General features: G+C 29.8%; 19 protein-coding genes. 9 read left to right on the top strand and 10 right to left on the bottom strand.

From position 1 onward, the window contains the following. Nucleotides 1–106 precede the first annotated feature (106 nt). The 4 genes from ACTG3V_RS03370 to lysS form a co-directional block, all read right to left on the bottom strand. Nucleotides 107–379, bottom strand: coding sequence for a hypothetical protein (locus ACTG3V_RS03370; protein WP_439130722.1), 273 nt, complete (start codon nucleotides 377–379; stop codon nucleotides 107–109). A 19-nt stretch (nucleotides 380–398) separates the two neighbouring features. Continuing rightward, complete coding sequence (locus tag ACTG3V_RS03365) at nucleotides 399–1322, bottom strand: MauE/DoxX family redox-associated membrane protein (protein ID WP_439130721.1); 924 nt, start codon at nucleotides 1320–1322, stop codon at nucleotides 399–401. Nucleotides 1323–1667: 345 nt separating this feature from the next. Further along, the gene (locus ACTG3V_RS03360; protein ID WP_439130720.1) at nucleotides 1668–2279 is read right to left on the bottom strand and encodes a helix-turn-helix domain-containing protein; all 612 of its coding nucleotides are present in this window, start codon (nucleotides 2277–2279) and stop codon (nucleotides 1668–1670) included. Nucleotides 2280–2518: 239 nt separating this feature from the next. Further along, nucleotides 2519–4216 carry a lysine--tRNA ligase gene (lysS, locus tag ACTG3V_RS03355; RefSeq protein ID WP_439130719.1) on the bottom strand — a complete coding sequence of 566 codons (1698 nt, stop codon included), beginning with the start codon at nucleotides 4214–4216 and terminating at the stop codon, nucleotides 2519–2521. Between the two features lie 509 nt (nucleotides 4217–4725). Here lysS and ACTG3V_RS03350 point away from each other — a divergent pair. Together ACTG3V_RS03350 and pdeM are read left to right on the top strand one after the other, a co-directional pair. Then, a complete protein-coding gene (locus ACTG3V_RS03350; protein WP_439130718.1) occupies nucleotides 4726–7173 on the top strand; it encodes a ligase-associated DNA damage response DEXH box helicase in 2448 nt (815 codons plus the stop codon). Then, nucleotides 7173–7832, top strand: coding sequence for a ligase-associated DNA damage response endonuclease PdeM (pdeM, locus tag ACTG3V_RS03345; RefSeq protein WP_439130717.1), 660 nt, complete (start codon nucleotides 7173–7175; stop codon nucleotides 7830–7832). The genes ACTG3V_RS03350 and pdeM overlap by 1 nt, the downstream gene beginning before the upstream one ends. 267 nt (nucleotides 7833–8099) lie before the next feature. Here the strand turns inward: pdeM and ACTG3V_RS03340 are convergent, their stop codons facing one another. From ACTG3V_RS03340 to ACTG3V_RS03315, 6 genes are all read right to left on the bottom strand, one after another. Further along, nucleotides 8100–9215, bottom strand: a complete 1116-nt coding sequence (locus tag ACTG3V_RS03340) for a CNNM domain-containing protein (RefSeq protein WP_439130716.1) — start codon at nucleotides 9213–9215, stop codon at nucleotides 8100–8102. 119 nt (nucleotides 9216–9334) lie between these two features. After that, nucleotides 9335–10237: a DUF3078 domain-containing protein gene (locus tag ACTG3V_RS03335; RefSeq protein ID WP_439130715.1), complete on the bottom strand. Its 903-nt coding sequence runs from the start codon at nucleotides 10235–10237 to the stop codon at nucleotides 9335–9337. A gap of 60 nt (nucleotides 10238–10297) precedes the next feature. Next, nucleotides 10298–11161 carry a DUF3078 domain-containing protein gene (locus ACTG3V_RS03330; protein WP_439130714.1) on the bottom strand — a complete coding sequence of 288 codons (864 nt, stop codon included), beginning with the start codon at nucleotides 11159–11161 and terminating at the stop codon, nucleotides 10298–10300. A 48-nt stretch (nucleotides 11162–11209) separates the two neighbouring features. Next, nucleotides 11210–11719: a DUF2480 family protein gene (locus ACTG3V_RS03325; protein ID WP_439130713.1), complete on the bottom strand. Its 510-nt coding sequence runs from the start codon at nucleotides 11717–11719 to the stop codon at nucleotides 11210–11212. Nucleotides 11720–11772: 53 nt separating this feature from the next. Beyond that, nucleotides 11773–12093 carry an SUF system Fe-S cluster assembly protein gene (locus ACTG3V_RS03320; RefSeq protein WP_439130712.1) on the bottom strand — a complete coding sequence of 107 codons (321 nt, stop codon included), beginning with the start codon at nucleotides 12091–12093 and terminating at the stop codon, nucleotides 11773–11775. 1 nt (nucleotide 12094) lies between these two features. Next, nucleotides 12095–12520 (bottom strand): SufE family protein, encoded by a 426-nt coding sequence (locus tag ACTG3V_RS03315; RefSeq protein WP_439130711.1) that lies wholly within the window; start codon nucleotides 12518–12520, stop codon nucleotides 12095–12097. 154 nt (nucleotides 12521–12674) lie between these two features. On the opposite strand from ACTG3V_RS03315, the gene ACTG3V_RS03310 reads away from it, so the two are divergent. From ACTG3V_RS03310 to ACTG3V_RS03280, 7 genes are all read left to right on the top strand, one after another. Continuing rightward, nucleotides 12675–13601, top strand: coding sequence for a PfkB family carbohydrate kinase (locus tag ACTG3V_RS03310; RefSeq protein ID WP_439130710.1), 927 nt, complete (start codon nucleotides 12675–12677; stop codon nucleotides 13599–13601). A gap of 64 nt (nucleotides 13602–13665) precedes the next feature. After that, complete coding sequence (locus ACTG3V_RS03305; RefSeq protein WP_439130709.1) at nucleotides 13666–15564, top strand: amidophosphoribosyltransferase; 1899 nt, start codon at nucleotides 13666–13668, stop codon at nucleotides 15562–15564. Nucleotides 15565–15913: 349 nt separating this feature from the next. Next, nucleotides 15914–16957 (top strand): hypothetical protein, encoded by a 1044-nt coding sequence (locus ACTG3V_RS03300; RefSeq protein ID WP_439130708.1) that lies wholly within the window; start codon nucleotides 15914–15916, stop codon nucleotides 16955–16957. Between the two features lie 131 nt (nucleotides 16958–17088). Beyond that, nucleotides 17089–18843 (top strand): tetratricopeptide repeat-containing sensor histidine kinase, encoded by a 1755-nt coding sequence (locus ACTG3V_RS03295; RefSeq protein ID WP_439130707.1) that lies wholly within the window; start codon nucleotides 17089–17091, stop codon nucleotides 18841–18843. Then, nucleotides 18844–19497, top strand: a complete 654-nt coding sequence (locus ACTG3V_RS03290; protein ID WP_439130706.1) for a response regulator — start codon at nucleotides 18844–18846, stop codon at nucleotides 19495–19497. It abuts the gene before it with no gap. A gap of 199 nt (nucleotides 19498–19696) precedes the next feature. After that, nucleotides 19697–20302 carry a hypothetical protein gene (locus ACTG3V_RS03285; protein WP_439130705.1) on the top strand — a complete coding sequence of 202 codons (606 nt, stop codon included), beginning with the start codon at nucleotides 19697–19699 and terminating at the stop codon, nucleotides 20300–20302. A 178-nt stretch (nucleotides 20303–20480) separates the two neighbouring features. After that, nucleotides 20481–22169, top strand: a complete 1689-nt coding sequence (locus ACTG3V_RS03280; RefSeq protein ID WP_439130704.1) for an ELWxxDGT repeat protein — start codon at nucleotides 20481–20483, stop codon at nucleotides 22167–22169. Nucleotides 22170–22401 lie beyond the last annotated feature (232 nt).

The following is a 22401-nucleotide window of genomic DNA, read 5'->3' as shown; positions in this document are numbered from 1 at the left end:
TTTTCAAACTTATTAGAAAATTGCGGAATAAACAATCGAAATCTAAATCAAAAAAAAAGAATTACGTTACAGTAATTCTTTTTCATTTTATAGTGTTATAAATTAGTTAGTTACAGTAATTAAGGTAAGCTTCTGTTACAGCATTAACGTCATCATATCTTGTGCCATTTAACTCCCACCAACTATCACCACTTCCATTTGCACAGGCTTGGTATTTGTATGGAGATCTATCACAATCTAAAGCTACATCTTGACAAACTGTATTTGTTAAAGCATCTTCTGCTTCTTCACATGATACAAAGAAAACCGTAGAAACTGCAAATGCTGCAATACCTAAAATACTAATAATTGAACTTTTAACTTGTTGATTTGTAAACATAATTTTTAAATTTTTAATTTTAATCAAGAAACTTTTTATCAAGTAATAATTGATAAACAGGTAACGTTCCAAAATAATGTTTTTTAATGGTATCGTTAATTATAAAAAAAGAAGTTGGAAATTTATCTGTAATTTTTTTCATTCCCTTCTTTTCTAAATGGTAATTTTTAAAGGGTATTTCAAAATTATTATAAAATTTATTTTTTGAAATTTCACTTCCTGTACCTATTAGAATAACCTTTTCTAAAAAACCACTTTTAGTGTATTGTTTTATATTTTCCATAGAGTTTAAACAATGTGGACAAGTATATGAAAAGAAATACATCATATAAGTAGAATCTTTAGAGGCAGGAGCGTAAGGTTTTAAAGGTGTTTCGTTGATGTTTTTCCCTATAAAATCAATCTCAATCTTATCAAAACTTTTACGTTTAGTAGTTTTAATTGGGTTTTTATAAGTAAAACCTACCAAGTAGGTTGCAATTAAAAGCATAGAAAAAAATAAATTTAATTTATACCCTTTAATTTCTGCTTCAATTGGGTTAGAAATGTAAATCCAAATAGATAACATTAGCATTATAAAGTTTCTAACGTACAACCATTTAGGAGCTATATCTTTACCTAAAGAACCAAAGCATCCACAATCTTCTACTGAATTAAATATATAAGCATAAGTAAATAAAAGTGTGAAAACCACTAAAGTAATTGAAGAAAGTAAAGCAGTTTTACGAATTTTTATCTTCAATATAAAAGCAATTGCAAGCCCTACTTCAAAAACAACTATTAAAGGTGCTAATAAAGAACCTTTTTTAAAACCATAATCTTTTATAGTATCATAAAAAGAACTAACATCTATGGCTTTACTAAAGCCAGAAACAAAGTAAATAAGCCCTAAAATTATTATGGCAAATTGTATTATTAGTTTCTTTTTGTTTGATACCATCATTTATAGCATTCTTGATTAAAAATTATAATATCTACTCATAACGCTTTTCGATTTTCGCGCCTTGTAATAATTTAAGATGATTGTACAAGGTTTTCATCATTTAGTCACGCAAAGGGGGTTAACCTCTATCTATTTAACCTTTTAAAATGTTTTATTTGATTAGTTGCTTATTTAAATTATCTAGTATATCATAAACAAGCCTTACAATTTAGAAATAAATATTAATATAATATATACTTACTAATAGGTATTTTTTTTATTTTGATTATGATAAGAACGCTTCTTTTATTTCGCTTTATAAACAAAAAAAAAGGAACTACATTGCTGTAATTCCTTTTTTTGATATTAGAGAAATGGAAAAGAAATAAAGTATTTTGGTAATTTTTCATTTCTAATTCTAATTAAATTATAAAGGGTTAATAATAAATTTAATAAGTAAAAAAACAAAGTTGAATATTTTAAAAAATTACTAGAATTTAGTTTGCTAATAATTTCAATGGTCCAGTCTGAAATACCATAATTGTAAGGAATATAAGGATAACCATTATAAACTATAATTACAAAATAAGTAAAAAAGAGAATCTGCCAGGTAATTTGAAAATTGATTACTCTTTTTCCTGTTAAATCTGCGTTTATTATTTTATTTTTTTTAAAAAACCAAAGCAATACAGGTAACAAAATTCCTAAGAATGGATGAATGAGGTAACTAATACCACTTATTACGATTAAAGATAATAAGCCTAAATCTTCTTTTTTATCAGTTTCTAAAAGATTTTCTGTGGTTGTTTCTAATGCCATGGCAATTTTTTTTAAAGAATCTCCTTTAGGTCTTGTTTCACCTTTTTCCATTCTTTGTATTGTACGAATACTAATATTAGATATTTCTGCAAGTTGCTCTTGAGAAAAACCTCTTTTTAATCTGAATTCTTTAATTTTTTCTGATGGATTTAAGTTCATGATATTTTGAATTTGAAGTTATATTCAAAATTACCATAGATTTTATGTCTTAGTAGTGTCATAATTCTGTCAATATAATGACAATTTAACGTCAAAAAAAGATGTTATTACAATTAAAGTGTCATTCATAAAAAAAAGGAACTACATTGCTGTAATTCCTAATTTTGTTATTCCTGCGAAAACAGGAATCTAGTTTGCTTTTTTTGGGATTCCTGCCTTCGCAGGAATGATAGTTTAGTTTACACTATTTCCACAAACAAACCTTCATCTGTTTTAGAAACTTTGGCAACTTCCTTTTTAGTTAAGCCTTTAATGGTTTTATCCCATTTTTTATTGGATAAACCAGATTGTGATTTTAAAGCAACCAATTCTAATTTCTCAGCTTTGGTTAAAATGGCTAACACTGCTTTTTCATCGTCATTCAATTCTACAGCAGGTGCTTTTTTTTCTGGTCTCATTTGCGGAAAAAACAACACTTCTTGTATTGATTGATTGTTAGTTAAAAACATAATTAATCGGTCCATTCCAATGCCCATTCCAGAAGTTGGTGGCATCCCATATTCTAATGCGCGTAAAAAATCATGATCTATAAATTCGGTAGCTTCATCATCACCTTTTTGTGCTAATTTTAGTTGATGTTCAAAACGCTCACGTTGGTCTATTGGGTCATTCAACTCAGAATAGGCATTCGCAATTTCTTTACCGCAAACCATCAACTCAAAACGCTCTGTTAATTCAGGGTTTGTTCTGTGTTCTTTACATAAAGGAGACATTTCTTTAGGATAATCTGTAATAAATGTTGGCTGAATGTAATTGCCTTCACATTTTTCACCAAAAATTTCGTCAATCAACTTTCCTTTCCCCATGGTTTCATCAACCTCTATATGCATTGCTTTTGCAGCTGCTCTAATTTCATCTTCAGTTTTGTTGTAAATATCAAAACCCGTGAATTCTAAAATAGAATCGCGCATTGTAATTCTTTTATATGGCGCTTTAAAATCTATTTTATGTTCGCCAAAAGTAGCTTCAGAAGTTCCGTTTACAGCAATGGCACAATACTCTAATAATTGCTCACAGAACTCCATCATCCAATTGTAATCTTTGTAAGAAACATAGATTTCCATGGCAGTAAATTCAGGATTGTGTGTTCTGTCCATTCCTTCATTTCTAAAGTTTTTAGAAAACTCATACACACCATCAAAACCACCAACAATCAAACGTTTTAAATACAATTCGTTGGCAATTCTCATATACAAAGGAATGTCTAAAGAATTGTGATGTGTAATAAATGGTCTTGCAGCTGCACCACCAGGAATTGGTTGTAAAACAGGCGTTTCTACCTCAAAATAGCCAGCATCATTAAAAAAAGTACGCATGGCATTAAACAACTTTGTACGTTTTACAAAAACTTCTTTTACATGCGGATTCACCACCAAATCTGCATAACGTTGTCTGTAACGCATTTCTGGATCGTTGAACGCATCATAAGTATTGCCCTCAGCATCTACTTTTGGTAATGGCAATGGTTTTAAAGCTTTAGAAAGCAATTTAAAGTCTTTTACCATGACTGTTTTTTCACCAACTTTTGTGGTAAATAAAGTACCTTCTATCCCAATAAAATCACCAATGTCTAACAATTTTTTATAAACATCATTGTACAAAGATTTGTCATCTCCTGTACAAATTTCATCACGATTAAAATACACTTGTATTCTACCTTCACCATCTTGTAATTCTGCAAAAGAAGCCTTTCCTTGTATTCTTCTAGACATTAAACGACCTGCAATAATTACTTGTTTTTCTTCAACAAAATTGGCTTTAATTTCTTTTGAATTTGAATTTAAAGGAAATAAATCTGCAGGATAAGGGTTGATGCCCAAATCGCGTAATTTTGCTAACTTTTCTCTACGTACAACTTCTTGTTCTGATAATTGCATTTGCTGTTTAATTTCTGATGTTTGTTAAAGTTCGCAAAGATACAATGAATGCGCAAATACACAATTCAGATAAATGTAAAAAAAGAGATAATTATTTTAGGATAACCAAAAAGAATGTATCTTTGCATATCACTTTTTGTTAGAGTGATAATAGTTGTGTTGTTTTGGCACTTTTCGTAAAAAGTGTCTGGTTTTGTTAACCAATGGAAAGCTTCCCAAATTTGGGTTGCTTTTTTTGTTTTAGCTCAATCTTGTAGAGTTCTTTATCAATTACTTTACACAACTTTTAATAGTTAATTTAAACATTTACTAGGATTAGTTTAATGAGCAATTCGTCTCAAGATGATAAAACATCTAAGCTAGGTTAAAAAAGAGTTTTATATTGCTACCATTACTTCTTAAATTTGTAATATCTGCAGGAATCATTTTATGATTTCTAGCTAAAACAAACGTTTTCTTGTATTTTGTTTGCCATAATACAGGGTAAAAACGCCAATTAAAAACTAAAAGTGAGCAATTTTAAACAAACCCAAGGCTACCAAATCATTCAAAATTGGATGTCAGATAAAGGGCATTCGCCTTTTAGTTTTCAAGCCCAAACATGGGAACGTTACCATAATAAATTTAGTGGCATGGTTGTGGCTCCAACAGGATTTGGAAAAACATTTTCCGTATTTTTAGGGGTTGTTATTGATTATTTGAATCATCCTGAACACTATAAAAAAGGGTTAAAGCTCATTTGGATTAGCCCTTTGCGTTCTTTGGCAAAAGATTTGGCAAAAGCCATGAATACTGCTGTAGAAGAAATTGGTTTAGACTGGGAAGTGGCTGTTAGAAATGGAGATACACCTACAAACATCCGAAGAAAACAAGAGCGTTTAATGCCAGATGTTTTATTGACAACTCCAGAAACCTTACATCTTTTATTTTCTCAGAAAAAAAATTCGCGCTGGTTTAAAAATGTGAATTGTATTGCTGTAGATGAGTGGCACGAATTGTTAGGTTCTAAACGTGGCGTTTTAGTAGAATTGGCAATTGCCAGAATCAAAAATATAACATCGAATTTAAGAATTTGGGGCATTACTGCTACCATTGGTAATTTAAAAGAAGCAAAACAGGTTTTGATTCCGTATCAAGAATTAAAAACAACGATGATTACAGCCAAAGAAAAAAAGCAAATTGAAATTGTTTCTGTTTTACCAGATGAAGTCGAAGAATTGTCTTGGGCAGGGCATTTGGGTAAAAAGATGAGCTCTAAAATTATTCCTATTATTTATGAGAACAATACAACCCTTATTTTTACCAATACAAGAAATCAGAGTGAGTTGTGGTATCAAATCATTATAGAAGAAGCGCCAGATTTAATTGGGCAAATTGCCATTCATCATGGATCTATTGATAAAAAACAACGAAATTTTATAGAAGATGCTATTGCTGAAGGAATTTTAAAAGCCGTAGTTTGTACCTCTTCTTTAGATTTGGGTGTAGATTTTAAACCTGTAGATTGTGTAATACAGATAGGATCTGCAAAAGGAATTGCGCGCTTTTTACAACGTGCAGGAAGAAGTGGGCACTCGCCTTTTGAAATCTCAAAAATGTACGCAGTTCCTACACATTCTTTACAATTAATTGAAGTGGCAGCAGTTAAAGAAGCTGTAAAACAAAACGAAATAGAAGCGAGATATCCTTATGTGTTAACTTATGATATTCTGGTACAATTTTTAGTTACACTTGCTGTTGGTGAGGGTTTTAAAACTGATGAAACTTTTGCTTTAATACAACAAAGTCATGCTTTTCATTACTTAACCAAAGAGGAGTTTAATTGGTGCATCCACTTTATTACCAAAGGTGGAAATACGCTAAAAGCTTACGAAGAATTTCATAAAGTTATTTTAGATGATGATGGCGTTTACCGCGTAAAAAATAGAAGAATTGCCATGATGCACAGAATGAATATTGGGGTAATTGTTGGTGAAGTAATGTTGTATGTAAAATATTTTTCTGGCGGTTATATTGGCATGGTAGAAGAGTTCTTTATCTCTAAATTAAAAAAAGGAGAAGCTTTTGTAATTGGCGGAAAAGTGGTAGAATTAAAACAAATCAGAGACATGACTGCTTTGGTAAAAAGAAGCAAGTCTAAAAAAGCAATTACACCAAGTTGGTTGGGTGGTCGTTTGCCATTAACATCTTATTTAACGCACTTTTTACGTTTAAAATTAAGTGATGCGATTACTGCTAAAAAGAAAGAGAAAGAGTTGAATTTTTTACATCCGTTGTTAAAACGTCAGGCAGAAAAATCTCACATTCCCAAACACAATGAATTTTTAACAGAACTCATTAAAACCAGAGATGGATTTCACCTTTTTATGTATCCTTTTGAGGGGAGATTAGTTCATGAAATTATGGCAAGTTTAATTGCTTATAGAATTAGCAAATTAACGCCATTAACCTTTACGATTGCACAAAACGATTATGGGTTTGAGTTGTTAAGCGATCAAGAAATTCCTGTAAATGAAAATAATATCCAGCAAATTTTATCCAAAGAAAACCTAATGCAAGATGTTACAGCTAGTATAAATGCTAGTGAAATGGCATCAAGAAAATTTAGAGATATTGCTGTAATTGCTGGGCTTGTTATTCAATCTCAACCTGGAAATAAAAAAACCAATAAGAGTTTACAATCATCCTCAGGATTAATTTTTAGAGTATTGAATGATCATGAGCCTAATAACTTATTGTTAAAACAAGCCTATAATGAGGTTTTTGATTATGAGCTAGAAAAAGTACGTTTGCAAAAAGCGTTTCAAAGAATTTCTGAAAGTAAATTGATTTTAAAAAGAGCTAAAGATTTTACACCTTTAAGTTTTCCTTTAAAAGTAGATAGTTTGCGAGGCACTATGAGCAATGAGGAACTCAGCAAACGTATAGCACGTATTCAAAAGCAAGCTTTAAAATAATGAAACCACTCACTATTGTAACACAAAACGTAGCTTGTAATCAAGAGGTTTTAACGCTCACCAATCAACGTGTTATTTATTGGAAAACACAAGAAAGTCTCATTTTAAGCGATTTACATGTCGGAAAATCTGCACATTTTCAAAAAAGTGGCATTCCAATTCCCTCCTCTGTTTTGCAGAATGATTTAGGTAGACTCCAACAATTAGTAAAGTATTTTAATGTAAAAAAACTCATTATTGTAGGTGATTTATTTCACGCTGAATACAATTCTGATTTGGATAAATTTAAAAATTGGTTGGCAGAATTTTCAAATCTAAAACTAGTATTAATCAAAGGAAATCATGATCGATTATCAAACAGAATTTACAATCAGTTTAATATTGAAGTTTATCAAAAAGAATTAGTTATAGAAGGACTAAAATTTGTGCACGATGATGTAAAGCCAACAAACAATATTTTCACCATTTCTGGGCATACACATCCAGGTGTTTTTATAAAAGGTTTAGGAAAGCAACGCATAAAACTGCCTTGTTTTCAAATAACCGAAAATCAGTTGATTTTACCTGCGTTTAGTTTGTTTACTGGCCTAAATACTAAAAATGCACCAAAAAACTGTAAAAATTATGGTTTTACAGATGATGCTATTTTTGAAGTATAATTTTTTTTGAAGCTATTCGCGCTTTTCGTTTCAATCTTTTTTTTGTAAAACTTAGAAGCAAGTATAACAATGAAGTTTTAGAATAAAAAGTAAGAAATTGATTCTTTATTAGCATAAAAAAAGGATTTCCACTGCAATCACGGCTAAACTTCTTTAAAATCCTTGGTACTTATTTCAGTTTTTAGCTTTTTTAATTGGTAAAAAAGCAAAAACCTCACAGGTTTTTAACACCTGTGAGGTCTGAATATTATAATAAAAAAACAATTTTTACTCTTTAGAATCCTCTTCTATAATTCCCATTCTTTTGGCACGAGTTTCCCAAGATTTTCTAGCTAAAGCCTGTAAATCTGCTACATTATCTGTTTCATCCATAATTTCTAAACCTAACAATGTTTCAATTACATCTTCTTGAGATACCAAACCACTAACAGAGCCATATTCATCAACCACTAAAGCAATATGTTCTCTTTCTTTAATCAATTTGTCAAATAAATCTGGAATTGATAAATCTCTATTTGTAATTAAAATATCTCTACGAATTGTAGCTAAAGACTCCTCTCCTTTGCCATTAATCATAGCTTCTAACAAACTGTCTTTTAAAAAATACCCCGTAATTCCATCAGGATTTCCATTAAAAACTGGTATTCTTGAAAAACGTAAACTTTTATGCCTATTGTAAAAAGATTGTATGGTTTCGTTTTCATCTGCAGTTTCTAAAACGGTTCTTGGCGTCATTACATCATTTACTTTTATCTCTTTAAAACCTAGTAAATTTCGGATTACCTTACTTTCATTTTTTTGAAAAACGCCATCTTTTTCTGCCATTTCCGTCATCACCAAAAAACCTTCTCTACTTAAAATACTGCCATGTCCTTTACCTCCAATTAATTTGGTTGTTAATTGTAAAAGCCACAAAATACCTGTGTATTTTAAAGGAAAAATCATTACATTTAATGCTTTTGAAGTAAAGTTAGCCAAATTTTTCCAATAGGTAGCACCAATGGTTTTTGGTATAATTTCCGAAGCTACTAAAATTAAAATGGTCATTATTGTAGAAACTACACCTACCATAATATCTTCTGTAAATTCAACCCCAAAAACAGTTCTTGTTGTGGTACCATAGTTTTCTGCGTAAGCTACTTTTGCTTGCACACCAACTAAAATTGCACCCACTGTATGTGCAATGGTATTTATAGTTAAAATAGCAATTAGAGGTTTATCAACATCCTTCTTTAAAGTCTCTAATTCAGCAGCGTAAGTTTCTCCTTCACTCTTTTTTAAATTGATAAAAGTTGGGGTAATACTTAACAATACTGCTTCTAAGATAGAACACAAAAATGAAAAGAAAATAGAAATGGTTGCGTAAAGAATTAATAAAGTCATCCACAGAAATTTAAGTTACAAAAATAAAGAATAATAAACTATTAGTTAAAAATTCTATTCATAAAAAAACCTCAAGAAATTCTTGAGGCTTATTTATCTTTTTATTTTTTAGTATTTAGTTAAAAAGCATAGCTTAAACCAAATAACCAATACGATTGCAGTTCGTTATCTTCTGCACCTAAAGCAACATTTTGAAATTTAGCTGCTTCTTGTCTGTTATTACGCAAACCAAACTCAAATCCTAAACCAATTCCTTTCCAAATGGTGTATCCAAAAGAATTTGTCAACGTCCAGTTTGATAATTCTGAACTTTCATAACTTTGAAAAACAGATAGGTTCGATTTCACACTTAAACCTCCATATTTATTGGTGTAATCTGCAACTATTTTAGCACCTAAAGAAGATTCAAAAATAGTTTCTCCACTGCTAAACACAAAGTTATAGTTTCCTGGATGCATAACTACTACTAAATGACTTGTTGGTGTCCAAGTGGCACCAGCACCTAAATCTAAATACCCTGGGTTGTTAAAATTATCTATAATTGTAGTTCTGTATTCTCCCAAAGCAGAAATTGCAAATTTTTTATTTAATCGTTTACCATATAAAGAAGAAATGGTAAAAACATCTGTAGCTGTATCAAACCCTTCATCACCTGCAACAGATTTATCGTCTAATTTTACCCAACCTAAATTTAAAGTTCCAGAATTTCTCCAGAAAAAATCTTTTTGAATAAGGTTTGCAAATGCGTTAACAGTAACGCCTATATTTCCTGCATTTGCATCAGGTGCTTTTCTTGCATACCAATTGTTAAAGCCAGATAAACTTGCACCTATGGTACCAAATGCTCCTTTTCTCCAACCTGGAAGTGCATCAATTTTTGCTTGTAAAGCTTTTACCTCACCTTGTAATTTTGAAATTTGTGCTTTTTTAGGAGCAATTTCATTCTTTAACTCTTCTGCAGTTTGTGCATATGTAGTAAAGCTAATACACACTAATAATAGTAAAATTGATAGTTTTTTCATTTTTTGTCTATTTAATTCAACTTGTAAAAATACACTTTTATCCTTTAGACAATAAAAATCTTAATAAGTCACTTTATCATGGAAATTATAATTGACGCCCAAACCAAAAAGTTGTCTAAATTGAATTCTACTCGAAGCATTATCATCTATAATAGTTTGAAAAGTCATCAACATTTTAATAGATTTATTCACTTTAAAACGAATATTGGTTTGATAATCTGTATCTACATTACCTACATTGGCTAAATAATCTGAATAAAGCGTTAAGATATTTTCCATTTGAATATTCTTCATCAAATTGAATTTATAATATCCAGATAGGTTAAACCCTAAACTGAAAGCTGTATTTCTACCCTCATCTACACCAAATTGTCCTGAGAAAACATCATTTACAAAGGTATATCTTGCTGTAGCAGGTGCAATGTTTACGTTTAAATCATCGGTCTTTTTCCATAACATTCCTGGACCAAAGGTTAAATAGGCAGGTGATAAGAAGTCTGAAACAACTTCTTTAGGTTCTTTTTTATAATTAAAACCTTTTGTGTACTGTGTTTTAAAATTACTGATGAACGAAAAAAACCAATATGTTGTAGTTTTTATCCCCAAAACAGAGTTCAATTCAAAACGGTCATCTGTTTTTCTTAGCCCTTTTTCACTTAAATGGCTTAAACCATATCCAGTAATTAATCTGGTATCCCAGTTAATGTTATTTTGCTTGTAATTAAAGTCGTAGTTAACATTAAAATTTCCTGCAATAGTATTTTCACCACCTGAAGCCCAATTAGAAAATGAAGATTGATTAAAAATAAAAGCAAACCTTCCTTTTATTTTCCATTTTGGTTGAGGAGCTGCTTCTTTTTTTTTCTTTTGAGAAAAAGTGGTAAAAGAACATAAAATTAATAAAAACAGAAATAACCTTTTCACAAATAACCTTTAAGATGCAAAAGTAAGTTTATCTCCTAAAAAATAAAATTATTTTTTCGATTTATATAAAGGAACTGTAGAACAGGCTTCACCAAACAAAATTGATTTGGCAATAGGTTGCAATTTTTCTATGAGAAACGCAAACGCTGAATCTGGTATGGGTTTATCTGCACAGCCTTTAATAATTACTGGGGTACCTACAAAATCTTTAAAATCTAAGAAAGAAATTAGTTCTTGATAAATAACTGTTTCTAGTAAAGTTAAATCACCCACAACTACTTTATTTGCATAAGGCATGAGTTCTGAAGCCACTAACATAAATGCCCACGAAGGAATAATAGCATCAACTGAACAGGTAACTGCCACAAAAGTGTTTTTGTATTGGGCCCAATCGTGATTTTTAACAGAAACTCTAAAATCTTTTTCTTTAAGAATCATCTCTTGAAACAACCAGTCTTTAATATCAAAAACAACCCTTTTGCCTTCTGGGTAAATTTCCTCTAAATCAAAAGTTTTTAATTTGCTGTTTTCAACTCTATTTATGATTTCGTCTGCCATTTATTCGTATTGTAAAGTTTGTCTTTTTTAAAAAAGAGTAACCGTAAATTATTTTAAAGCATGCCCAACTCTAGTTTTGCTTCTTCACTCATCATATCTTGTGTCCAAGTAGGATCAAAAGTAATTTCTACTTCACACTCGTTGATATCTTTTAACGTTTTTACTTTGTCCTCTACCTCAACTGGTAAAGTTTCTGCAACAGGACAATTTGGCGAAGTTAAGGTCATTAAAATTTTTGCATTATTTTCGTCAGAAACAAAAACATCGTAAATTAAACCCAATTCATAGATATCTACAGGAATTTCTGGATCGTAAATTGTTTTTAAGACTCTAATGATTTTATCTCCAATTTCTTCTAATTCTTTATCTGTCATCTTAATTTTCTATTTTAGTTTTTTGCGCTATAGCATACATTTTTATTTGTTTTACCATAGACACTAAGCCATTGGCTCTAGTTGGTGATAAATGTTCTTTTAGTCCAATTTCATCAATAAAATCAGTCTCAGCCCTCAAAATATCAGTTGGTGTCTGCCCTGAAAAAACACGTAATAATAAGGCTACAATACCTTTCGTTAAAATGGCGTCACTATCTGCAGTGTATTTTATAACATCATTATCTAACTCAGAATACAACCAGACTTTAGATTGGCAACCTTTTATTAAATTTTCATCTAACTTATATGCTTCATCAATTATTGGTAATGATTTTCCTAATTCTATAATGTATTCATAACGCTCCATCCAATCATCGAACATAGAAAACTCATCAATAATTTCTTCTTGTATTTCTTTGATAGTCATTTTTAAAACTTATTTTTGCTCTTTATTATAATATACAAAATTAGGCATTAAAAGCCACATATTTTGATATGCAAATAAATATTAACAATGTGTTATAGAATAGAATTATAATACGTTTTCAAATCTCTACTTATAAAGAGTTTAACATAAAAATATGAGTAAGTTATTAGCAGTTGGTACAGTAGCTTTTGACGCTATTGAAACGCCTTTTGGTAAAACCGATAAAATTTTAGGAGGTTCTGGTACTTTTGTTGGGTTAGCAGCCAGCCAGTTTGGAATCGAAACTGGTGTAGTTTCTGTGGTTGGTGGCGATTTTCCTCAATCATATTTAGATATGATGAATAGCAAAGGAATCAACACAGATGGTATAGAAGTTATAGAAGATGGAAAAACATTCTTTTGGAGCGGAAAATATCATAATGATATGAATTCGCGTGATACGCTAATTACTGAGCTCAATGTTTTGGAAAATTTTCAACCTGTAGTTCCAGATAATTTTCAAGTTGCTGGCATTGTAATGTTAGGCAATTTGCATCCTTTAGTACAAGCTTCAGTTTTAGACCAAATGACAACAAAACCAAAATTAATTGTTTTAGACACCATGAACTTTTGGATGGATATTGCACTTGATGATTTACAGACGGTTTTAAAAAGAGTAGATGTAATAACTATTAATGATGAAGAAGCACGACAACTTTCAGGAGAATATTCTTTGGTAAATGCTGCAAAGAAAATTCATGCTATGGGACCACAATATGTAGTCATTAAAAAAGGAGAACATGGTGCTTTATTATTTAATGAAGGTAAAATGTTTTTTGCACCAGCTTTGCCTTTAGCTGAAGTTTTTGATCCTACAGGAGCAGGTGATACTTTTGCTGGTGGTTTTTGTGGATATTTAGCAAAAACCGAAAACATTTCTTTTGAAAACATGAAAAATGCCATTATTTACGGTTCTAATTTGGCTTCCTTTTGTGTAGAAAAATTCGGAACAGAACGAATGCAAAATTTAAAAAAAGAAGAAGTGGAAAGGCGCTTACAAGCTTTTAAGGAATTAACACAATTTGATATAAAATTATCATAAATAAAAATCCGCGTCTAAACACGCGGATTTTTTTTATACAAAACACAACATAACACACAATTAAATGAGTGACGCAATTAAACACGAATGCGGAATTGCATTAGTAAGACTAAAAAAACCTTTACAGTTTTATAAAGACAAATATGGAACTGCTTTTTACGGTATTAATAAAATGTATTTATTGATGGAAAAGCAGCACAATCGTGGGCAAGATGGTGCTGGTTTTGCAAGTGTAAAGTTTGATGTAGAACCTGGTACAAGATATGTAAGTAGAGTACGCTCTAACAAATCGCAACCCATACAAGATGTTTTTGCGCAAATTAACGACAGAATTAATGGCGTTTTTGAACAAAACCCAACTAAAAAAGACGATGTAAAGTGGCAAGAAGATAATATGCCTTACATAGGTAATTTATTTTTAGGCCACGTGCGTTATGGAACTTTTGGTAAAAACTCTATTGAAAGTGTACATCCATTTTTACGCCAAAGTAATTGGAAACACCAAAATTTAATTGTGGCTGGTAATTTTAACATGACAAACTCTAACCAAATTTTGGAAGAATTGATAGCCTTAGGTCAGCATCCTAAAGAATTTACAGATACTGTAACTGTCATGGAAAAAATTGGTCACTTTTTAGAAGATGAAGTTGCAAAATTGTATCAAAAAGCAAAGAAAAAAGGATTTAATAAAAGAGAAGCTTCACCTTTCATAGAAAAGCATTTAAGCTTAAAAAAAGTACTTAGAAGATCTTCTAGAAATTGGGATGGTGGTTATGCTATGGCTGGTTTAGTGGGTCATGGAGACGCATTTGTTTTAAGAGATCCAAACGGAATTAGACCCACCTATTTTTATGAAGATGAAGAAGTTGTAGTTGTGGCATCTGAAAGACCCGTAATTCAAACTGTTTTTAATGTTAAGATTGATAAAGTTCAAGAATTAGAAAGAGGACATGCCTTAATTATTAAAAAAAATGGAGTAACTTCCATAAAAAAAATAAAAGAACCTAGAGAAAATAAAGCCTGTTCTTTTGAGCGCATTTATTTTTCTAGAGGAAGTGATGCAAGGATTTATGAAGAACGCAAAAATTTGGGTAAATATGTATTTCCGCAGATTTTAAAATCTATTGATAGTGATGTTTCTAATACTGTTTTTTCTTACATTCCAAATACAGCAGAAACGTCTTTTTATGGAATGACAGAAGCTGCAGAAGATTTATTAAATCAACAAAAAACAGCACAAATTTTGGCAGGGGGTAAAAATTTATCCGCAAAAAAAGTTACCGAAATTTTATCAGAAAGACCTCGTTTTGAAAAAATTGCTATTAAAGATGCCAAACTAAGAACCTTTATTGCTGATGATAATTCTCGTGATGATTTGGTAGAGCACGTTTACGACATTACTTATGGTGTAGTAAAACCAACTGATAATTTAGTAATTATTGATGATAGTATTGTTCGTGGAACAACCTTAAAAAAGAGTATCATTAAAATTTTAGATAGATTAAACCCTAAAAAAATAGTAGTTGTATCTTCTGCTCCACAAATTCGCTATCCTGATTGTTATGGTATTGATATGGCCAGAATCGATGCTTTTATTGCTTTTAAAGCAGCATTAGAATTATTAAAAGAAACCAATCAATATTCAATTATTGATAAAGTTTATAAAAAATGTAAAGCACAGCAAACTAAGGAAGATGGTGAAATTACAAACTATGTAAAAGAAGTTTACAACCCTTTTACAGCCGAACAAATTTCGGCAAAAATTGCTCAAATGCTAAAAACCGAAGATATTAAAGCCGAAGTTGAAGTAATTTATCAAACTATAGAAGGTTTGCACAAAGCATGCCCAGATAATTTAGGCGATTGGTATTTTACGGGTGATTATCCTACTCCTGGTGGAATGCGAGTTGTTAATAATGCATTTATTAACTTTTATGAAGGTAATGATAAAAGAGCTTATTAAAAATTAACATATTTTATAATGTTTTACAAAAGAGCGAATTTAAAAATTCGCTCTTTTTGGTTTTTAATAAGCCTATATAAACTTGTTTTAATATTCTAAAACAGTACCCAAATTGATATCGTAATTTGAGCTAAGTATCTTTTTTAAGAATAAAATACGGTAATCCCCTTAGGGATTTACGTAAATCACTCCATTTACAACTGTTCATATCTAGACTACTTTTGAGGTGTTAATTCATTTCATCCTAAAAAAAGAAAAAAATTAAAGCAGTATTCAACTCGAAATCCTTTTTAGGGTGAATTAACAACTCTCGAGATGGATACTGTGTTTTAATTTTAAACATATAAAAATGAAAACAAAACATCATTTAATAGGTACAATTAATTTTTTAATCAACAAATCTAAAGCTGTAATTACTGTTTTATTTCTTTTGGTTTTTGTTTTAAACAGTCAAGCCCAAAAAAGCTTTTCTGATTTAGGTAGTTTAAAAGACCGAAAATGGAAAAAAGTAACAAAAAGTTATGCCAATAATTCAAATTTTATACCACAGTTAGAAGGTTTAATTGGTATAAAAGTTCTTGATAAAAACGATGTTCCAAACCCCAAAAAAATAGGTTTATTGTCTTTTCAAATATGGGACGAATCTATTACAAAAAGTAGAAAATCTGGTAATTGGAGGTATTATGAAAAACACTGGCTTACAGATAGTGGAAGCAATATAATTGCAGATAAACTATTAGACATAATGTACCCTGTTTTAGAAAAAGAGTTTCAAAACAAAGGCATAAAGCTACAACAACCAACAAAATTCTTAGATAGTGAAGAAAAGAAAAAAATTTACAGTAATGATATTCCAAATATTGAGTTAAGTGGAATTACAAAATTTGCTAATAATAGTATTTTTAGAAGATTACAAGGAATGAGAAGTGGGCAAGGAAGTACAGCTGCAACAAATTACACCTTTTTTCCTGTTGGAGCAGATGTGTATTCTTCTGACATAAAATCACCTGCGCAAATAGGAAAAATAGCCGAAAAGCTTGATTTAGATGCTGTGTTGATTATCGGCATTAAAGTAAGTATAGAAAGAGGAGGTAAATCTTTAGTTTTTAGAGGTGTAGATGTAGTAATATCTGGCCCTATAAATGATGATGAATCTATTGAATACAAAGGTAGAATTGGTGCTAAAATGATGAACCAATACAGAGATGGTCTTGTATTTTCATCGGTTTTAGTACAACCTGAAGCATTTAAAATTGCAGATATGAAAAGAAAAACTGGGGAGATAACCAAATGGTATTTAGATGATTTAGATTTAGTAACAGAACGTATTTCAGACGATTTATTAGTCGGTTTAAAAAAATTCAAAAATTTAGATAAGTCAAAGAAAAAGTAAATTCTCTATTTTTAATTTAATTTTAAAAGCATCCAAATTTTGGATGCTTTACTTTTTTTTAGAAAAGTAATTTATTTTTATATTGTAAAATGTTTAAGAAAAAACTACTCATAATATTCAGTTGTTTTTATATGGCTACTTTTTCTCAAGAAAGTAAACTGAATAAATACCTTGACTTAGAAAAGACCTTAAATGCAACACAATTTTTAGATACTGTTTTAGCGCTTTCTTTTGCAGATAAAACCAGCGACAGTAAAAAGTTTTTAATACTTGCCAAAAAAATTAATTCAATAGCAAAAGGTTTAAAAGACACCTTAAAAATAGCCCATACCACAGAAGATTTAGCCTTAGCTTATCACTTTACCAATCAGTTTGATACAGCGATTGAACAAACAATTGTGGCAGCTAATTTATATGATAAGATTCATAATTATGAAAAATATGGAGATTGTTATGTAAAATTAGGCTGGCGAATTAACAGAAGAGATTTAGACAAGGGTATCTATTACATGAAAAAAGGAATCAATATTTTAGAAAAAAAAGCCAAAAAAACTTCTTTTTTAAGAATAGGAGCTTATAACAATTATGGAGTATTAAAACAGCGAAAGTTTCAATTAGACAGTGCTTTATATTATCATAAAAAATCGTATAATCTAAGTACCTCTTTAAATGATAGTATTGGAATGCCTTATGCCATGGTAGAAATGGGGATAATTTATAATAATTTAAACCAAAAAGAAAAAGCTAAGAACCTATTAGAAGAATCACTTAAAATTAGACAAACCATAAACGACACCTATGGGACTGTAGATTCTTACGAAAATTTAGGGAATTTTTATTATGAAAATTCTGAATATAAAAAAGCTATTCAATTTTATGAAAAAGCTTTAGGTATGGCAGTTACCTATTCATTTAATTATATGAGAAATGATTTAACAGCATCGCTATACAAAAGTTATGAAAATTTAGGAGAATTTAAAAAAGCATACCAATATTTAAAAAATAATAAACAGATTAACGATAGCACAAGCACTGTAAAAATTGAAAATAGAATTAGAGAATTAGAAATTCAATTTGAAACCGCAGAAACGGAAAAAGAATTACTAAAAACAAGAACAGAAAAAGCAGAAACAGAATTATCATTAGCAAAAACTAAAAATTGGATTTTTATTCTATTAGGAAGTTTATGTATTACAATTATTTCTTTTCTTGCTATATCTCAAAGAAATAAAAGAAAAGCACAAGAACAAATAACTCAAGAAAGAGAAAAAGGGTTTAAAGCTATTATTGAAGCCCAAGAGGCAGAGCGTAGTAAAATAGCAAGAGAACTGCATGATGGTGTTGTGCAACAAATAGGAAGTATTATCTTAAAATCGAGAAAAATATTTTCTAAAAAAGATGTAGTTGATGAAAAAGACGCTAAAGAATTATTAGAAAGGTTAGAAAACTCGAATCAAGATTTACGCAATATCTCACATCAAATGATGCCAAGAGCTTTAAAAGAATTGGGAATAATACCTGCCTTAAAAGATTTATTAGAAGGTAGCTTAGCACTATCAAACATAAAATATAGTTTAGAGCATTTTAATATTACTGAGCGTTTATCAGAAAAAATTGAAATAACTATTTATAGAATTACTCAAGAGCTCATCAATAATATAATAAAACATAGTAAAGCAAACCTGGTTAGTGTGCAATTGTTTAACACCAACAATACCGTTATTTTAATTGTAGAAGATAATGGAGTTGGTTTTTCTACAGATAAAAAGAAAAAAGGCATTGGTTTGCTCAATATTTCTAGTAGGTTAAACATGGTAAATGGAAAGGTTAATTTTGAGCCAAGCCCTAAAAGTGGTACTTTAGTAACTATTAAAATTCCTTTATAAATGGCTATTAACATCTTAATTGCAGACGATCATCCTTTAATAGCAGAGGGTATAAAAAGTACGTTTGAAAATCAACCTGATTTTAAGGTTCTAGCAGTTGTTAATAATGGTGAAGAAGCATTGCATTTTATCACAAATAATAATGTTGATGTTGTTTTATTAGATATTGATATGCCAATTATGGATGGAATAGCATGTGCAAAACTTATAACAGCTAAATTTAAAAAAGTTAAAGTAGCCATGCTTTCAATGCATCAAGAGGCATCAATAATAAAAAACTTGGTTAGTATTGGTGTTAAAGGATACATGTTAAAAACCATACCAAGTGACGAATTATTAACGGCAGTTAAAAAAATTTATAAAGGTGATGCATACTTTAATGCAGATGTAACCAAAGCGTTAATTTCTAATTATTCTAGCAATTCTTTTTCTCAAAATTCAAATATTTCACCTCTTTTAAACGAACTAACTCCAAGAGAAAAAGAGATTATTAAATACATTTCACAAGGTTTCACTAACAAGCAAATTGGGGAAAAACTTTTTATAAGTCCAAGAACGGTAGACTCACATAGAACTAATATTATGAAAAAAATAAATGTTCACAATGTGGCTTCTTTAATCCGTTTTGCTTTTCAAAATGGTCTAATTTCTTAAAAACAGGGTAATTACCCTAGTTAATTACGTTTTACACCCTATATATTAATGCTCTTTTTTCCCTATATTTACATTGTTAATTCATTGTGTTCTAAGACTTAATAAATACTCAACTAATATTATCGTGCTGAGATTTCTTTTTTAGATTGAATTAATCTTATTAAAATGGACAGTGTTTTTTAATTTAAAAAAATAAATTATGAAAAAAAATAAAATCTTTCTTTATGTAATATGCTTTGCTTTTAGTTTAAGTTCTTGTACAAGTAATGAGACTGAAGAAGAAATAATCAACAATTTTACATCTTCTTTATCTAAAAACTCACTAAATTCAATAACCAACACTGGCAATTTAAACTTTTATTCATTTACATCCTACAATCTTTCTAATGGTAAAGTTTTTGATTTTACTGTTTCAGAAAAAGATCCTTTAAGTACACAAAGTACAGATTTAGGCACATACGTACGTTTGTTTATCAAAGATTTACCTAATCAAAATACCACATTTACACACAGGCCAGATGCAGATTTTGATGTTGAGGCTGGTCAGTATTTTTTTACTGTTGCAAGGATTGGAAACGCAGGAAATCAAGAATGGTATGCTCCTTTTGTAAATTCTAGACCAACTGCAGCTTTAAAAGTTACTGTTGATAATGGTATAGCTACATTTACAGTTATAGATGTTCAATTATCATCAAGTGCTGTTTCCCCAATTGATAATAAGACCCTATTTAGTTTAAGTTTTTCAATTAACATCAACGAATTAAGCCCATCTAATGCAGATCAAATGTTTAGTTTGGTAAACTAATTTCATAAAATAACTTAAAAATCACATTCTATACTTTTTTTATCAACATTTTGTTGTCAAAAAAAAGAATACTCACACGCCTAAAAACAAAATAGAAATTACAATATTTATCTTATTAAGTTCTTCATTCATTTTCATTTTAGGTATCAAGTCAATTTAACTTTAAAACAAAAAAGACATGAAACATAAATTATTATTTTCCGTATTTACTTTATTATATTCAACAGTTTTTTATACTCAAATAGAACTCGTTAAAGATATTAATACTGGCAGTGGAGATAGCTTTTCCACGAATTTTATCACTTATAAAAATGATGTATATTTTACAGCTTCAAAAAACTTTAGTAATTACTTATTTAAATATGCAGATGGAAATGTAGAGGTAGTTACAGACCAGAATAACTACGAAGTAAAATCATCTGCAAAACCTATAGAATTAAATGGCAACCTTTATTTAAACGCTAGAATAAATAATGTTTTAGGTGCCTATAAGTTTGATGGTACTAACTTTACACAGTTAACAGAACCTTACTTTTATCTACCCAAAATAGTAAACAATAAAATATACTTTTATAATCAAAAAAACTCAAGTAATTTTACTTTATGGGTTACTGATGGTACAGCAGAAAATACAAAAGAGTTTTTAAACCTACAGGTATATAGTTTTTTAGGATCAGGATATGAAAATAGTGTTGTTGGTGATAAACTATTTTTTGTTGGTAAAAATTCAGATGCTGGCAGAGAACTTTGGGTTACAGATGGCACTAGTGAAGGAACAAAACTGGTAAAAGATATTAATATTGGCACTGGAAGTTCTGATCCTGAAGATTTTTATGCAGCCGCTAATGGAAAAATGTATTTTACCGCAAAAACTGATGCTAATGGTAGAGAATTATATGTTACAGATGGCACAGAAAGCGGAACTTTTATGTTAAAAGATTTTTACTCAGGTACTTCTGGTGGTGGTTTCTATATAAAAGAATTAAGCAATAAAATATGTATTGCTAAAAAAAATGGTGCTACTGATGGACTTTATATTTCTGATGGTACAACTGCAGGAACTACAATGTCAAACAGTTCTATAAAGAGTAAAAAGTTAATTAAAACCCATAATGATTTACTTTATTTTGAAGGTTCAATTGCTGGGCAAGATGGTAATTTAATTGTTTCAGATGGTACTTTAAATGGTACCAAAGTCCTAAAAAATAATTTAGATTATGAAAGTGAAGAAATGGTTGTTTTTAAAAACAATCTTTATTTTAGAGGAAATGATGGAGATAATGTAGAGCTTTGGAAAACAGATGGATCTGAATCTGGGACTACTAAAGTAATAGACCTTGATAATAATAGTGCTTTAGAAGGTTCTTTTCCTGGTAATTTTACTGTTTATAATGACGAACTCATTTTTGAAGCCACACAGTTTGGTGTTACAGGAACAGAATTATGGAAAACAGATGGAACCGAAAATGGCACACAACTAATTCAAGATTTAGCAACTGGGTCTAATAACACTACATTTTATGAATTTTATCCAACAGAAAACGAATTACTAATCAATTTAGAACAAACTAGCGAATTGGGTAGAGAACTTTATAAATATGAAGGAAATAATACAGCATCCATTTATGAAATAAATAAAACCAATAACATTAAAATATTTTATGCTGATAAATTACATATCAAAGGCTTAAAAAATATAAAAGCAAATTTAAACGTCTATAATTTATTAGGAAAAAGAGTTGTTTTTAATCCTCAAATTTCTTCTACAAATGATGAAATTAATGTAAACTTACCTAAAGGTTTGTATATTGTTTCTGTTCAGTTAGAAACAGGAAAAATAATAAATAATAAAATAGTCATAGATTAAAAAAAAGACAGTTTGAAAAGTATTTTACCTTCCCTTTAGAATATAAGTTAAAATACTTTTCAATCTACTTTTTGTTTTTCCTAATTTATCAAATCTTTCTCAGGCCATAATGGTTTATCTTTTAAACGAACCCTTTCCAAAATTTAATTCTATAATTTCAACCTAAATCGTTCTTCAGAAATGAACTTAAACTCATTTTTATGTAAATTGAGTTTATCAAATGCTAATTAAA

The sequence above is a fragment of the Polaribacter sp. genome, from assembly GCF_965660385.1.
GTDB lineage: Bacteria > Bacteroidota > Bacteroidia > Flavobacteriales > Flavobacteriaceae > Polaribacter.
This window is presented reverse-complemented; position numbering and strand designations above follow the sequence as displayed.

Bases quoted from the DNA above. Each gene is read 5' to 3' on its own strand.
- ACTG3V_RS03320 (WP_439130712.1), bottom strand. From the start codon at position 12,093: ATGACAGATAAAGAATTAGAAGAAATTGGAGATAAAATCATTAGAGTC.
- ACTG3V_RS03305 (WP_439130709.1), top strand. From the start codon at position 13,666: ATGAGTGACGCAATTAAACACGAATGCGGAATTGCATTAGTAAGACTA.
- ACTG3V_RS03300 (WP_439130708.1), top strand. From the start codon at position 15,914: ATGAAAACAAAACATCATTTAATAGGTACAATTAATTTTTTAATCAAC.
- ACTG3V_RS03295 (WP_439130707.1), top strand. From the start codon at position 17,089: ATGGCTACTTTTTCTCAAGAAAGTAAACTGAATAAATACCTTGACTTA.
- pdeM (WP_439130717.1), top strand. From the start codon at position 7,173: ATGAAACCACTCACTATTGTAACACAAAACGTAGCTTGTAATCAAGAG.
- ACTG3V_RS03285 (WP_439130705.1), top strand. From the start codon at position 19,697: ATGAAAAAAAATAAAATCTTTCTTTATGTAATATGCTTTGCTTTTAGT.
- ACTG3V_RS03315 (WP_439130711.1), bottom strand. From the start codon at position 12,520: ATGACTATCAAAGAAATACAAGAAGAAATTATTGATGAGTTTTCTATG.
- ACTG3V_RS03335 (WP_439130715.1), bottom strand. From the start codon at position 10,237: ATGAAAAAACTATCAATTTTACTATTATTAGTGTGTATTAGCTTTACT.
- ACTG3V_RS03280 (WP_439130704.1), top strand. From the start codon at position 20,481: ATGAAACATAAATTATTATTTTCCGTATTTACTTTATTATATTCAACA.
- ACTG3V_RS03365 (WP_439130721.1), bottom strand. From the start codon at position 1,322: ATGATGGTATCAAACAAAAAGAAACTAATAATACAATTTGCCATAATA.
- ACTG3V_RS03370 (WP_439130722.1), bottom strand. From the start codon at position 379: ATGTTTACAAATCAACAAGTTAAAAGTTCAATTATTAGTATTTTAGGT.
- ACTG3V_RS03325 (WP_439130713.1), bottom strand. From the start codon at position 11,719: ATGGCAGACGAAATCATAAATAGAGTTGAAAACAGCAAATTAAAAACT.
- ACTG3V_RS03340 (WP_439130716.1), bottom strand. From the start codon at position 9,215: ATGACTTTATTAATTCTTTACGCAACCATTTCTATTTTCTTTTCATTT.
- ACTG3V_RS03290 (WP_439130706.1), top strand. From the start codon at position 18,844: ATGGCTATTAACATCTTAATTGCAGACGATCATCCTTTAATAGCAGAG.
- ACTG3V_RS03360 (WP_439130720.1), bottom strand. From the start codon at position 2,279: ATGAACTTAAATCCATCAGAAAAAATTAAAGAATTCAGATTAAAAAGA.
- ACTG3V_RS03310 (WP_439130710.1), top strand. From the start codon at position 12,675: ATGAGTAAGTTATTAGCAGTTGGTACAGTAGCTTTTGACGCTATTGAA.
- lysS (WP_439130719.1), bottom strand. From the start codon at position 4,216: ATGCAATTATCAGAACAAGAAGTTGTACGTAGAGAAAAGTTAGCAAAA.